Below are 14,247 nucleotides of genomic sequence, written 5' to 3'. Positions count from 1 at the left end.
AACAAGAAAAAAGGAAACGCATCGAAAGATTATTTCTTCAGCTTCAACGAATTCTCAATACTGCGGATTTCCTCATGAAAAGCCTTATCAAAAGAGAGGCGCTGTTCAATCGCATTACAGCTATGGATTACCGTCGAATGGTCGCGATTACCAATCAACTGACCGATACGCGAGGCAGGCATCTTCGTATACTTCTGTGCCAGATACATCGAAACCTGACGCACCTGCACATAGTCGCGTTTGCGACATTTACTGAACACATGCTGCTGACTGACGCCGTAATGATGACACACTTTCTCAAGGATATCATCGACAGTGAGCGGATGATTGTCGATCTTCACAGCACGCTTGATGACGCGCTCAGCCAGACGCATGTCAATGCCTGTATTATAGACGATGGAATAGGCCATCAACGAGTTGACCACACCCTCCAGATCGCGTACGCTACCATTGGCAGTCTCGGCGATGAACTGGATGACCTCTGCGGGAATCTTCAGACCGTCACGACGACACTTGGCATTGAGGATATCAATACACAACTGCACGTTGGGCTTCTCCAACTCAGCAATCAGTCCACAGGCAAAACGTGTGAGCAGACGGTCCTTCATTCCCTGCAGGTCGACAGGGGGACGGTCGCTAGCCAAAATGATCTGCTTGCCATTGCGGAACAGATGGTTAAAGATATGGAAGAAGGTATCAAGCGTCTTCGGTGAAGTCATCCACTCCTGAATATCATCGACAATCAGTACATCAATTGACTGATAGAAGTTGATGAAGTCGTTGGTGGTGTTCTGGCGCACAGAGTCAGTGAACTGCACTTGGAACAGACGTGCAGAGACGTAGAGCACTCGTTTCTGAGGATAGGTCTCCTTACAACGTACGCCGATGGCGTTGATCAGGTGAGTCTTACCACAACCTGACGGGCCATAGATAAAGAACGGGTTGAACGTCGTCTTGCCCGGATGCTCCGCAATAGACAGACCCACCGTACGAGGCAACTTATTACTATCACCCTCAATATACGACTGAAAGGTCTTTTTCGGGTCGAGCTGAGGATTCAACTGCTGGGGACGGGCACTATCGAGTGTCGTAGGAGCTTTGTTCGAGCCCTGTGGCTCTTGGATCTCCGATGGACCGTCGCTCTCAACATCCGTGGTCACATCATGCGGAGCCTTCACAGTGACGATACGATAGCTCAACTTTACGTTGGTACCAAACACTCGCGCGAGCACCTTACTTAATAGTCCAACGTAGTACTGCTCCAAGTACTCGTAGACGTACGGACTTGGAACCTGCACCAACAGCGTATGCTCTGTCTCCGAGTAAGACTCGAAGACGATGGGTGCAAACCACGTTTTAAATTGCTGCTCGGTAACGTTTGCCCTAATCAGATGAAGGCAGTCGTCCCAAAGCGCCTGATGACTATTGCTCATTTGGCGATTGTTTCAAATTAGGTCACAAGACGAAGGCTTGTTGATTTATAATTGCGATTGCAAAGGTCGCATTTTTTTTTTAATTCTCCAAATAGCGATTTTAATCCAATGTGTATACAAAAAGCCGTAACTATTTAGAAAAGTGGACGTTAGCATGTTTCACGACTTGAGATATCAAAACGGGCACTTGCAAATGCCAAACCCCTTTATTTTCAGACTTCTACGAAATGCAACCCAAGAATACGGAAGAAAAAACAGAACGCTCTTCTTGTCTGAAAACTAAGAAGAAAGAGGGGATTTCACATGACACAATGGAAAAAGTCCACTCGCCTTCTTTATTTAGACGTTTTTTAAATTACTTATCCTTTTTTCCGAAAAGAGAGAAGTGAACATAACGTTTTGGATGCTGCCGCAAATCGATCATCAGTGAATCGAGATGCATCATGGTCGAGTTCAGACCATAGTATAATCCCTGATCACGCATCAACAGTCCGACAGTACCTTCGTTGCTGTTCAACTTAGCCGTCATCTGCTCCACATTCTGCAGCGTGTTGTTCACATGTGTCATCGTCGCAGCCAGATCGAGGTCGTTCAGGTTACGTGTCAGATCATTGGCATTGGCCAGCATGCCATCGGCATTCTTCAGCATCTGTGGCATTTGTTGGTTAAGACTGGCCGTCAGACGATTCAACTCGTGCGACGTTGTAGTGAGGTTACCAGTCAGTTGGTCAATATGATGCAGGGAGTTTCCAAGGGCAGGATCGGCCAACAAGGCGTTGACACTGGCAAGAATCGAGTCGAGCTTAGGCAACATAGCTTCTACCTGAGGGATCATACCTGCGGCCTTGTTCATGGCACCGATGCGCGGGCCACCGCTGATGGTGTCGCCAGGAGCCAGACAGGCGGCATCAGAAGCTAGTACCAGTTCGAGTTTGATATTACCCAATAGGTCACTGGCAATCTCTGCTGTGCTTCCCTTGGGCAGACGCATCTGCTTGTCAATGCCTATCACGGCAACGATATCGCGATTATTCTCATAGTCGAAGATGATATCCTGCACCACACCCACACGATAACCGTTGGCGTAGATGGGACTAGAAGCGGAAAGTCCACTGATATCCTTGAATTTCACATAGTACTTGTTATCGGTTGAAAAGACGGTCAGTCCCTTCAGGAACTGAAGACCGAAAAACAGTACAATAATGCCCACAACTGCCACCAAGGCAATCTGCATCTCTTTACTTAACCTCTTCATGATCTTCTTACTTTTTACTGTTATACGCTCTTACTGCATCATTTACATTCACTCTCTTTCCGTTCCTGAAGGCAACAACAAACGCCTCAGGGAACTTCTCATGTACCTCCTTACGAAGGCGTAATATCTCCTGATAGTTCTGCGAGGATCCCACTGTATACTTATACAGGCCACCCTCCTGATAACAGTCGACACCTGTCAGCCCCTTCATACGGGCATCGTTGGCCTTGATCTTGGCAGAACTTACCAGAATCTGTACCTTAAAGATGGGTATATCGGCAGTCTCGGATGACTGCACGCTCGTCGTCGACTGCGTCTCTACCGTCTGTCGCGATTCCTTCACAGGCTTCAAACTGACGCTGTCGGGAACACGCTCTATCGCCTTTACCTCCTGAACCACGGGTGCCGTTTGCGTCGCTGGCGTAACAGATGGTGCTGACGCCTCTGACTTTCGGGGTACAATCTGAGGGATAGACATCTCCTCCTGTACTGGCACAGGCTGGAACGGTATCGTCACGCTGCCGCCATGCTTCTTACGATAGGCCAGAAAGGCATTATAGATACCACGGGCATACATACCCTCGGCCTCCTTCGAGTTCAGGAACTCTTCCTCGTCGCGCGTCGAGATAAAACCCAGTTCAATCAGACAACCGGGCATCGACGAGAGACGTAGCACGGCCAAGTTATCCTGCTGAGCACCCATATCCTGCCGACCCGTGGCCTGACAGACATAGCGCTGCATATACTTCGCCAGTTCGACACTGTTCTCCATATTCTTATCCTGGATGAACTCGAACATGATATTACTCTCCGGTGAGTTCGGATCATAGCCCTGATAGGTCTGCTTATAATCCTTCTCTAACAGGATTACAGAGTTCTCGCGCTTAGCGACCTCCAGATTCTGCATCACGCCATTCGTCTTTCCTGTACTCCTGCTCCTGCCCAACGTATATGTCTGGAAACCGCGTGCGATCCTTCCGTTCGGTAGAGCATTGATATGTATCGAGATAAAAAGGTCGGCTTTGTTTCGGTTGGCAATCTCTGCCCGACGATACAACTCCACGAAATAGTCTGTCTTGCGTGTATAGACCACCTTCACGTCAGGACAGTTCTGCTCGACCATCCTTCCAAATGCGAGGGCATACTTCAGTGTCAGGTTCTTTTCCTTCGAAAAAGCGCCGACCGCACCTGCATCTTTTCCTCCATGTCCAGCATCAATAACCAGTGTGAAAGTTTTGTCTGCAGCATCGGCGGATACTGCATAACATAAAAGTGTTACCAGAAATAATACAATCTTCTTACACATACATCTATTGCTGGTGCAAAATTACGCATTATCCGCCAAAAAACTGACAATCACTGTCGAGTTTTATCATTTATTAAATGTATTTCTACGCCAGCACCTGCACAATCGGCCCCCATCGGAGGGTTGCATTTCGTCAATTTCAGGTCGATAGAAAGCACCTCCGGGATGGCAGTCTGCACAGCATGGGCGATACGTCCGGCCACATGCTCCAGAAGGTTAGATGGCTGACGCATCTCCCGTTCCAAAAGGGCATACAACGTGGCATAGTTCAGGGTGTCATCCACCTTATCACTAGACATGGCCTCGGCCAACGGATACCCCACTCGCAGGTCGACGATGAACTCTGCTCCGACCTTTCTCTCCTGAGGCAGTACACCATGGAAGGCATGGAAGCGCACCTCCTTCAGGTAGATAAAACCAGACTCTAACAGCATACTCATCCTACAGTTCTATTGGGTCGGCAGACAACAGGTCCGCCTCGTTCTCATCATGCACGCCAGGGAGATACTTCTTCAAGGCGCGCTCCACACCGATCTTCCAAGTATTGATACTCTCATCCTTCAACGAGAGGGAGCCCACCAGACGGATAACATGCTCGAGCGGCATACGATAGCGCAACACACCAGAAATCAGCTTGGCATAATTCCAGTATTCCGGGTTGAACTTCTCCGATAGTCCTTCGACGGTGGTCTTATAACCTCGTTTGTTCTCAAACTGGAAGTCGTAACGCTTGGTACCATCGGGATTGATCTGTTTGAGAATCTTACCCTTTGTTACCGTCTTGGGCAGCACGATGCCTTCTTCATCGTCCTGCAGACCAGTAAATATCTCATAGGGATAACCGTCAAGCAGACCGATGAAGGCTACCCACTTATCCTTGTTGTTCTGAAAACGTACCACATCGCACTCAAGGGTCTGAGGTCTGACCTCCGTCACATCAGGACGACGGTTCTGCACTGAGAAGACAACGGCCTGATTGGCCAGGGTCAACAACTTGTCAGCTTCATCAGCCTGCAACGCACGAAGTCCGCGCTCCACAAGCGAGACCACCTGTTCTTCCGTCACCACGCCTTCCGACTTGCTACTGGCTGCCACCAATTCGTGGGCCACGCGCTGTAGCATCTCGTTTCTTGTCTCTGTTTGCATATGATTTGCTTTTGGTTTTTGATTGTTATTCTGGTGGCAAAGATACGCATAAGTTTTCTATTTCGGAAAACTTTCGGTAAAAAAAACCACGAAAGTTTCCCGTTCTGGAAAACATTTCGTAACTTCGCAGAAAAATAATCCACTTATGAAGAATATTCTGACACGAAGAACAATCCGGAAGTATTCCGAAGAGATGGTCCCGGAAGCATTACTCGAACGCCTATTGTCCGAGGCTGCCAGAACCCAGACCATGGGTAACCTCCAACTTTATAGCGTTGTCGTCACCCGTTCTGAGGAGATGAAAGAAAAGTTAGCACCAGCCCACTTCAACCAGCCGATGGTGACAGAAGCACCTATCGTACTGACCATCTGTGCCGACTTCAACCGCACCAGTGAGTGGGCGCGTCAGCGTAAGGCCGTGCCTGGTTACGATAACTTCCTGTCGTTCATCAATGCCGCCACCGACGCCTTGCTGTTCACACAGACACTCTGCAACCTCATGGACGAGGAGGGACTGGGCTACTGTTATCTCGGCACGACGGTCTATATGCCACAGATGATCATCGACACCCTGCAACTTCCACAACTCGTGATGCCGGTGGCTACGCTCACGGTGGGCTGGCCAGCTGAAGAGCCGCCCCTCTCCGACCGTCTGTCTGTGGCCGCCTTCACACACAACGAGACCTATCAGTCCTACACCCCACAAGCTATCGACACCTATTATCACGATAAAGAGCAACTGCCCGAGAATCACCGTTTCTGTGAGATCAACAAGAAAGAGACTCTCGCACAGATCTTCACTGATATCCGCTACACGAAGAAAGACAACGAGGCCATGTCGGCCGGCCTCATCCAAGCATTAAAACATCAGGGGTTCCTCGATTGAGAAACCCCTGATCAGTCTTACAGATGCCTGCTCCGATGGATCCTAATAGTTATATCTATTCATATAACCTGCAGATCTGAGATCTTTATATGTCCAATTATAAGGACGGGCACTCCCGTCATTTTTCACTTCGTTGACAGGTATAAATGTTTTGCATGAATAAGCCGCTCTACCGTTCATGAACATTTCTGCAACAACCTTAAATGTAATATTCTGTCTGATCTCGAAATTACCATGATAGAAGTCGTAGGCCGGAACATCTCTTACCGTTGTTCTGTTCGGATAATTATTATATGATGATAAATATACGTTTGTGGCATATCCCATATCTTCGCTAACGAGTCTGAATAGAGCAATGTCTGCGTATATCCTGCGGACGCGACATTCACCAGCCATGTATCATTTAATGCTGTATTTCTCGTCCAGAAATTAGGATATTTTCCATCATATTTGTCGTATTTCGCCAATGAGAAATGACTTAAAAACTAATGCTAACGCAAGAATGATTAAATTTAGTCTTTTCATTGATTATCTAGTTAATCGTATGTAACATTCGAATATCCATACCCCTTCTGTTGGTGGTTCGTACATATGACATAATATTGTTCCCACTTCTTTGTGTGTTTTATATGTTCGGGAATCTCACCAGAGAGCCTGTTGCCTTGCAATAACGGTGGTACACAATCCGAACTGTCATTCCATACCTCAAGAGGCAACTCTGTGATGTTATTATTTTCACACTCTATTAAGATATTATTCTTTAATATCTCGATTGGGAAAGTGCCGGAGAATTTGTTATCCGTCAGAATAACTCGTTTAAGTTTATTCATATTTGCAATACCTTTTGGCACATTTCCACTGACTTTTGTTCTTGTAATATACAAAAACTCCAGGTTTTTCAAGTTGCCAATACTCTCAGGGACAGTGCCCGACAACAGGTTATTAGACAGTTGCAGCATCCTAAGAGAAGTTAATTCCCCGATACTCTCGGGAATCACACCTGTCACGTTGTTGTCAGCAATAACAAGAATGATAAGGTTCTTCAGTTTACCTATATCATTTGGAATATTACCCTGCATGATTCCTCCGGATATCACCAGCCGTCTTAATTCCGTAAGCTGACAAATCTCTTTAGGAAGTATTCCATGGCATTGTCCGGCGTACACCTCTAAGCCGATGACGCGAATCTCGTTTGATTCTTCTTCAAGACCAGTTGTCACACCGTTCCATGTCGTGATGTCATGCAAATCCCAGTCCTGATGCCACGGTCCTATCTCCTGATAGATCTTAACCAATGCCAAACTATCTGACTTATTCAAATGAGGCGTCAGATCCCCTTCTGATACTGTAGAATCAGAACTACAACCGACTCCTACGAACAAGCCAATAGAACACAGAAGAATTGATAAAGAAATACGGCACCTTCCGTTTCGTACATATGAAAACCTTTTCATAGTCTAAAAATAATATTAAAATGAGTAAATACAGCTCTGTAAAAGCTTGCGTTTTTATTATCCACGGTATAAAAATACAAATTTGTTTACAAGACTTCTATCTTAAAAAATAAAAGAATATGAAGAATCTATGAATTCTTGACTCACGTCAAGATAATAGCAAAAGACGGGAAGAGCCACAAAAGCAATTCGATATTCAAAAAAAATCTCCCGACGGAAAGTCGGGAGATTGATATGAAGAGAGGATTAGTCTTCTACAACGATGGGCTTGTATTTCGGCACAAGCATCTTGATGATGATCCAGCCGATGAGATAAGCCACGGCACAGATACAGAACACCACCATATAGGCGGCAGGTTTACCCTCGAAGCCGAAGAATGAGTAAGCCGCGCCCTGGGCTGCTGCCCAGTCGAAGAAACGACCGGAACCCAGGTTGATGGCAAACGATCCTAAGCCACCGGCCATCGTCCCCACACCCACGATCGTGCCGATTGTCGACTTGGGGAACATATCTCCAATTGTCGAATAGAGGTTGGCACTCCAAGCCTGATGACCGGCACCAAGCAGACCGATCAGGATGGCAGGCCACCAAGGACTATGGGCACCGAGAGGTTGGGCGAACAGGCCCAGCAACGGCAGACAGGCGAAGATGAGCATCGCACGCATACGTCCCAGATAGGGGTTCATCCCCTTTTTCTCGACGAAATAGGTAGGCAGATAGCCACCACCTATCGAGACAAAGGTTACAATGGCATAAAGGGTGAAGATCAGCAGGATACCCATCGTAGAGTCGGAGGTGTAACCGTACTGGTCACTGAAATAGGCAGGCGCCCAGAACAGAAAGAACCACCACACGCCATCAGTCATCAGCTTACCTACGATGAACGACCAAGTCTGCTTGTACTTGAAGCACTGCATGAACGGAATGGTCTTCTCTTCTTTGACCTCCTGTTTGTTCTGCACCTCGGCGATATCCCGGTCCTGCTCGATATAATTCACTTCGGCCTGATTGACGAAACGACTCTGATGAGGACGCTCATAGAGCCACATCCACAATCCCATCCAGAAAAATCCCAGCACACCGATGACGATGAAAGCCATCTCCCAACCCCAGGCACGAGCCAGCAGAGGAATAGTAGCAGGTGCGACCAGTGCTCCGACAGAGGCGCCACTATTGAAGATTGAGGTCGAGAAGGCACGGTCTTTCTTCGGGAAATACTCGGCTGTCACCTTGATGGCAGCGGGGAAGTTTCCGGCCTCACCAACAGCCAGAATCAGTCGACAAGCCAGGAACAACCAGACAGAGATGGTGGTCAGAGCCGTCATACTACCACCGGCCAGTCCGATGGCACCCCAGCCACAGAAGGCATGTAACACAGCACCGACAGACCATACGAAGATGGCAATCAGATAACCTTTCTTGGTTCCCATCCAGTCGATGAACTTACCAGCGAAGAGGTTGGCAACGGCATAGAACACGGAGAACACCGCCGTGATAAGACCGTAATGCGTATCGGTCCAATGGAACTCCGGTGCAATGAAGTCCTTCCATGTGAGCGACAAGACCTGACGGTCGAGATAGTTAATGGTGGTCGCCAGGAACAGCAACGCACAGATGACCCAACGGAAATTGGACATCTTGGTAGTTTGTATAGGTATCATCTTAAATATTTATGGTTAAGATTGTGTTGATTATCTCAGTTGGTCGACAGGGATATTATCCTTATCGTTGTAATACAGGTTCTCGCCTGCCATTCCCCAGATGAACGTATAGTAATAGGTACCTGCAGCGGCATGGATACTCCACTCGGGCGACATGATAGCCTGTTCGTTGTGCAGCCATACCACACGGCTCTCCTGAGGCTCGCCCATCACATGGGCGATGGTCTGTCCCTCTGGCAGGTTGAAATAGTAGTAGGCCTCAATACGACGTCCGTGGGTATGAGGCGGCATCGTGTTCCACACAGCACCGGGGTTGAGCTGCGTCAATCCGAGCTGTAGCTGACAGGGGCCCTCCTCCAGCACATCGTTGACGATGAGCTTATAGACCGTACGGTTGTTGGCCTCCTCCGTCGTTCCTACCGGTCCCCAGACGGCCGCCTTGAGCGAGCCCTTTCGTCCGTCGAGGGTGATCCACTGAGTCTTGTAGTGCTGATGGGCAGTAGCCGAGTTCAGGTAGAACTTTGCAGGCTTCTTGGCATCCTTTGAGCGGAAGAGCACCTCCTTGTTCACATCCTTATCCTTGGCGATATGACCACGTCCGATATACAGTGCCTCTTTCGGAGAAAGGGCATACTCCTTACCGTCGACGATGACCACACCGTCGCCCTCGCCACAGTTCACGACACCAAGCTCACGATTGTACAGGAAATACTTCTCCTTGATGGTGGGATCGACATCGAGACCCAGCTCGAGGAAGTTCTCCAGTTTCAGGGTTTTCGTCACAGGCATGGCACCACCAAAAATAAAACGATCGTAATGCGAGTAGGTCAGGTTCACTTTGTCAGCCTCCATCACCTTCTCCATGACGAAACGGTCACGCAGGGTCTGCGTGTCGTAATGCTTCACATCAGCCGGATGACAGGCTGCCTGGAACTTCACACTCTGCTGAGCCATCGCTCCCAGTACACCCATCACAAAGAACATCATCAGTATTGTCTTCTTCATTTCCATATTTTGTTTTTAAGTGTTTACTTTCTCAACACGGTGATTCGGTGTCTTTTTCCTTTGTATCTCCGTGTTTATATGATTCCTCCACAGTCTTCTCGTCACAGATGATACGCCGACGGTTCCACACCATCAATGCGACGGTGACCAGTGTAAGCACACCCATACCGATCCATCGCATGTACTTCACACAGGCATAGATGACATAGCCGAAGAGTGAAGAGGCGAAATCGAGGGCACCACCCTCGAAGCCGTCGGGAATCTTGGCGGCCGAGGCCGTGGGGTCGGTCTTATAGACCTCATCAGCAGCCAACGTAAAGGCCGAGGCCATGTCCGTAACGAAATACAATCCCACAACAAGTGCCACAAGACCGACGATCAGACTCTTCACCACGTTTCCCCTCGTGTAAGGCAAAATCAGCGGGAAAAGGTAGAACATACCGGCCAACGAGGCCAGCGGTAGGAACTGATTACCCGGCAGGAACACAGCGATAGCCAGGATGACCGGAATCAGGATGACCGAACAGACCAGTGTTGTGGGATGACCGATCACAAGTGCCGGCGACATACCGATATGCACTTTCATACCGCCAAAGCGTTTTTTGGCCACCTCCTGTGTCTTCTCTGCGATAGGCTTCAGACCGTCGATAAACAGCGAGGTGATACGGGGGATCAGTTCCATGACAGCACCCATCGTCACACCCAGGAACAGCACCTTCTTGATGTCGAGCTGGGCAGCCCAGCCGATGAGTACACCCACGACGACACCCAGCACGAGCGGCTCTCCCAACACACCGAACCGTTTCTTGAGTCCTTCGGCATCGACATCCGATTTGGCTAAGCCGGGGATACGTTCAAGAAGCCAGTTGACACCTATGGCAAAGAGCGTGAAGCTCTGACAGAAAGGCTGTGGTATGGAGATACCCTGCAGGTCGTAGTATTTCTGGAAGCGCTCTGCGGTGAGATCGGCCATGACCAGTGTGATGATATAACAGACGATGGCCGCGAAATAGCCCCATAACAACGACTGTCCCATCACGAAGTAAGCCACCGCCCCGATAAAGGCAAAATGCCAGTAGTTCCACAGGTCGATATTGATCGTGCGTGTACACTTGGTCAACAGCATCAGCAGGTTCACACCCAGACAGATCGGGATGATCAGTGCACCGACGGCGGTACCATAGGCTACCGCGGCGGCAGCTGGCCAACCCATATCGAAGACCTTCAGCTGCAGACCATAGAGATTAGAGATTTCCTTCAACGGACTGTCGAAGTTGTTCGTCAGCAGGGCTGTCACGATACCAAGACCCACAAAACCGACACCCACATAGAGGCCGCTTTTAAGCGCCTTACCGAACCTCATGCCGATGCAGAGACCAATAACCGTAAACAGGATCGGCATCATCACCGATGCACCCAGACTGATCACGTAACTGAATACTTGTTCCATTTGTTTTATATAGCTTGTTTGTTTTTAGCGTAATTTGCGGCAAAGGTACAAAAAAGATAGCGGAATGTTGAACATTTCGCTATCTTTTTTATCTTATCATGAGGATCACCATACTTAATCCTGGAAGTAGATACGTTTCACGCGGTTGGAGACACCTGTGAGCACTTCATAGGGAATGGTATCCAATGTGTCCGAGAGTACCGTGACAGGCAGATGTTCACCGAAGATCTCCACCTGATCTCCCTCCGCACAAGGAATGTCCGTCACATCGATCATGGCCACGTCCATACAGATATTGCCTACATACTCAGCCTTCTGACCGTTCACCAGACAGTAACAGTGACGGTTGCCGAGATGACGGTTCAGACCGTCGGCATAGCCGATAGGTATGGCAGCGATCACACTGTCGCGCTCGATCTTCCCCTTCCGACTATAGCCTACCGTCTCTCCGGCAGGCACATGACGCAGTTGGAGGATGGTGGTCTTCAGTGTCGACACCGTATGTAGGATATGATTATCCCGCGGATCCACGCCATAGAGTCCGATACCAAGCCGACACATATCCATCTGCCGCTCAGGGAAATGCTCGATACCGGCCGAGTTGTCCATATGCCGGAGTATCTTATGTCCGAAGGCCGCCTGCAGCTTCTTACTACCCTCATCGAAGAGGGCGAACTGCTTGGCAGAGAAATCGTCGAAGCCGTCGCTGTCGGAGCCCACGAAATGACTGAACACCGACCGGGGAATGATGGCGTTCTGATGTTTCAACCGTTCGATCAGCTCATCGATATCGTTCACGGGATCAAAGCCCAGTCGATGCATGCCCGTATCAAACTTCACGTGCACAGGCCAACCTGTGATACCCTCCTTACGTGCGGCCTTGATGAGGGCGTCCATCAGACGGAACGAATAGACCTCCGGCTCCAGATCGTAATCAAACATCGTCTTGAAGGCGGTCATCTCCGGGTTCATGATCATGATGTTTGCCGTAATACCAGCCTTACGCAGCGTGACACCCTCGTCGGCCACAGCCACAGCCAGATAGTCCACCCGATGCTCCTGCAGGGTCTTCGCGATCTCCACGGCACCAGCTCCGTAGCCATCGGCCTTAATCATGCAGACCATCTTCGTCTCCGGCTTCAGGAAAGAACGGAAATGGTTCAGGTTCTCCACCATCGCGTTGAGGTTCACCTCCAGGATGGTCTCATGAACCTTCTGCTCCAGTTGCTCGGTAATCTGGTCGAAGCCAAACGACCGTGCCCCCTTCAAGAGGATGATCTCATCGTGCAGACCGGCGAAGATATCACTGGAGAGGAAATGGCGCACATCGGTGAAGAATGCCTTCTCGGCCACCTGGATCCTGTCGGCCTGAGCCGTCAGCTCGGGACCGATACCGATAAACCGTTCCACACCACGCTTGACAGCCAGTTCGCTCACCTGAGTATACAGAGCCTCCGCACTGGTACCCGACTGATAGATATCACTCAATATCAACGTCTTGCACTTTGGATGGCGACCGTCCGCCATCGGCTGCTGACAGCGACGCTGCATGAAGTCGAGGGCAATGTCCAGTGAGTTTACGTCACTGTTATAGGAGTCGTTGATGAGCACACACCCACGCTGTCCCTCCTTCACCTCCAGACGCATGGCCACCGGCTCCAACAGAGGCATACGGTCGGCCAGCTGTCCTGGTGTCAGTCCGAGGCGCAGGGCCACGGCTGCACAGGTGATGGCGTTCTCGATAGAGGCCTCGTCGATAAAGGGGATGGTATAGGTATTCTCTTCCTCCTGATAGACATAGGTGATACGTGTGTCGCTCTCCTTCGTCGCTATCTCCTTGATAAAGAAAGCTACTTTTTCGTCATACCGCGACCAAGCGATCTTCTCACCCTTATACTGCATCCGTCGGATACACCGGCTCACGATATCGTTGTCGGAGCAATAGACTATCGCCTCGGTGTCATGCATGAGCTCCAACTTCTCCATGCACTTCTCCTCCATCGAACGGAAGTTCTCCTGGTGGGCGGTCCCCAACGAGGTCAGCACACCGATGGTCGGTTGGATGATATCGCGCAGGGCCGACATCTCACCCGGCTGACTGATGCCAGCCTCGAAGATACCCACCTCTGTCTGTTCGTTGAGCAGCCACACCGAGAGCGGTACACCGATCTGTGAGTTATAGCTACGAGGCGAGCGTACAATCTTCTGTGAGGGCAGTAGCAGTTGGTAGAGCCACTCCTTAACCATCGTCTTACCGTTTGAGCCCGTGATGCCGACAATCGGCACCTTCCGTTCGGCTCCGCCGTTGACACCCGACAGGAACTCATCACGATGGCGCTCTGCCAGTCGCTGCAGGGCCGCCAGTGTATTGGGCACCCTCAGAAAATTCGCATCGGGATATAACGACTCATGGTGCTCCGGCACCTTCTCCACCACATACTGGCGGACTCCCCGTCGGTACAGATCGTCGATATAGCGATGCCCGTCATTACGCTGTGTGCGCAGGGCAAAGAACAATGTCTCTTCAGGAAAACAGAGGGAACGGCTGTCTGTCAGCAGCCAACTGATCTGGCCTTCACTCTGACCATAGCGGCGCGCTCCAATCAGCGTCGCAACCTTCTCAATCGAATATTTCATCTCTTCAATGTTT

General features: G+C 49.7%; 11 protein-coding genes and 1 pseudogene. 1 reads left to right on the top strand and 11 read right to left on the bottom strand.

The window, feature by feature from the left end; all coding sequences use genetic code 11:
- Window positions 1-29: 29 nt before the first annotated feature.
- The 5 genes and pseudogenes from dnaA to BLU99_RS09525 form a co-directional block, all read right to left on the bottom strand.
- Window positions 30-1,433, bottom strand: a complete 1,404-nt coding sequence (gene dnaA / locus BLU99_RS09545; RefSeq protein WP_091901468.1) for a chromosomal replication initiator protein DnaA — start codon at window positions 1,431-1,433, stop codon at window positions 30-32.
- 355 nt (window positions 1,434-1,788) lie between these two features.
- Window positions 1,789-2,688, bottom strand: coding sequence for an MlaD family protein (locus BLU99_RS09540; RefSeq protein ID WP_091901466.1), 900 nt, complete (start codon window positions 2,686-2,688; stop codon window positions 1,789-1,791).
- 7 nt (window positions 2,689-2,695) lie between these two features.
- Window positions 2,696-3,994, bottom strand: coding sequence for an N-acetylmuramoyl-L-alanine amidase family protein (locus BLU99_RS09535; protein WP_091901464.1), 1,299 nt, complete (start codon window positions 3,992-3,994; stop codon window positions 2,696-2,698).
- A gap of 50 nt (window positions 3,995-4,044) precedes the next feature.
- Entirely contained in the window at window positions 4,045-4,428 is a 384-nt protein-coding gene (gene folB, locus BLU99_RS09530; RefSeq protein WP_091901625.1) for a dihydroneopterin aldolase, read from the bottom strand.
- 67 nt (window positions 4,429-4,495) lie between these two features.
- Window positions 4,496-4,936: pseudogene (locus tag BLU99_RS09525) on the bottom strand (ribonucleoside-diphosphate reductase, adenosylcobalamin-dependent); the annotation flags it as partial.
- 349 nt (window positions 4,937-5,285) lie between these two features.
- On the opposite strand from BLU99_RS09525, the gene BLU99_RS09520 reads away from it, so the two are divergent.
- Entirely contained in the window at window positions 5,286-6,026 is a 741-nt protein-coding gene (locus BLU99_RS09520; RefSeq protein WP_091901461.1) for a nitroreductase family protein, read from the top strand.
- Between the two features lie 42 nt (window positions 6,027-6,068).
- Here the strand turns inward: BLU99_RS09520 and BLU99_RS09515 are convergent, their stop codons facing one another.
- The 6 genes from BLU99_RS09515 to BLU99_RS09490 form a co-directional block, all read right to left on the bottom strand.
- Entirely contained in the window at window positions 6,069-6,353 is a 285-nt protein-coding gene (locus BLU99_RS09515; RefSeq protein WP_091901459.1) for a hypothetical protein, read from the bottom strand.
- A gap of 209 nt (window positions 6,354-6,562) precedes the next feature.
- On the bottom strand, window positions 6,563-7,480 hold the full coding sequence (locus BLU99_RS09510) for a leucine-rich repeat domain-containing protein (RefSeq protein WP_091901457.1): 918 nt from the start codon (window positions 7,478-7,480) through the stop codon (window positions 6,563-6,565).
- 246 nt (window positions 7,481-7,726) lie between these two features.
- Window positions 7,727-9,142, bottom strand: a complete 1,416-nt coding sequence (locus BLU99_RS09505; protein ID WP_091901455.1) for an MFS transporter — start codon at window positions 9,140-9,142, stop codon at window positions 7,727-7,729.
- 30 nt (window positions 9,143-9,172) lie between these two features.
- Window positions 9,173-10,147 (bottom strand): 5-dehydro-4-deoxy-D-glucuronate isomerase, encoded by a 975-nt coding sequence (gene kduI, locus BLU99_RS09500; protein WP_091901453.1) that lies wholly within the window; start codon window positions 10,145-10,147, stop codon window positions 9,173-9,175.
- Window positions 10,148-10,178: 31 nt separating this feature from the next.
- Entirely contained in the window at window positions 10,179-11,597 is a 1,419-nt protein-coding gene (locus BLU99_RS09495; protein ID WP_091901451.1) for a PTS galactitol transporter subunit IIC, read from the bottom strand.
- 114 nt (window positions 11,598-11,711) lie between these two features.
- Window positions 11,712-14,234, bottom strand: a complete 2,523-nt coding sequence (locus tag BLU99_RS09490; RefSeq protein ID WP_091901449.1) for a bifunctional UDP-N-acetylmuramoyl-tripeptide:D-alanyl-D-alanine ligase/alanine racemase — start codon at window positions 14,232-14,234, stop codon at window positions 11,712-11,714.
- Window positions 14,235-14,247: the final 13 nt, after the last annotated feature.

It is taken from the genome of Prevotella sp. lc2012 (assembly GCF_900107065.1).
GTDB lineage: Bacteria > Bacteroidota > Bacteroidia > Bacteroidales > Bacteroidaceae > Prevotella.
The sequence above is the reverse complement of the archived record's forward strand: the minus strand, read 5'-3'. Positions and strand labels throughout refer to the sequence as shown.

Bases quoted from the DNA above. Each gene is read 5' to 3' on its own strand.
- dnaA (WP_091901468.1), bottom strand. From the start codon at position 1,433: ATGAGCAATAGTCATCAGGCGCTTTGGGACGACTGCCTTCATCTGATT.
- BLU99_RS09540 (WP_091901466.1), bottom strand. From the start codon at position 2,688: ATGAAGAGGTTAAGTAAAGAGATGCAGATTGCCTTGGTGGCAGTTGTG.
- BLU99_RS09535 (WP_091901464.1), bottom strand. From the start codon at position 3,994: ATGTGTAAGAAGATTGTATTATTTCTGGTAACACTTTTATGTTATGCA.
- folB (WP_091901625.1), bottom strand. From the start codon at position 4,428: ATGCTGTTAGAGTCTGGTTTTATCTACCTGAAGGAGGTGCGCTTCCAT.
- BLU99_RS09520 (WP_091901461.1), top strand. From the start codon at position 5,286: ATGAAGAATATTCTGACACGAAGAACAATCCGGAAGTATTCCGAAGAG.
- BLU99_RS09515 (WP_091901459.1), bottom strand. From the start codon at position 6,353: ATGGGATATGCCACAAACGTATATTTATCATCATATAATAATTATCCG.
- BLU99_RS09510 (WP_091901457.1), bottom strand. From the start codon at position 7,480: ATGAAAAGGTTTTCATATGTACGAAACGGAAGGTGCCGTATTTCTTTA.
- BLU99_RS09505 (WP_091901455.1), bottom strand. From the start codon at position 9,142: ATGATACCTATACAAACTACCAAGATGTCCAATTTCCGTTGGGTCATC.
- kduI (WP_091901453.1), bottom strand. From the start codon at position 10,147: ATGAAGAAGACAATACTGATGATGTTCTTTGTGATGGGTGTACTGGGA.
- BLU99_RS09495 (WP_091901451.1), bottom strand. From the start codon at position 11,597: ATGGAACAAGTATTCAGTTACGTGATCAGTCTGGGTGCATCGGTGATG.
- BLU99_RS09490 (WP_091901449.1), bottom strand. From the start codon at position 14,234: ATGAAATATTCGATTGAGAAGGTTGCGACGCTGATTGGAGCGCGCCGC.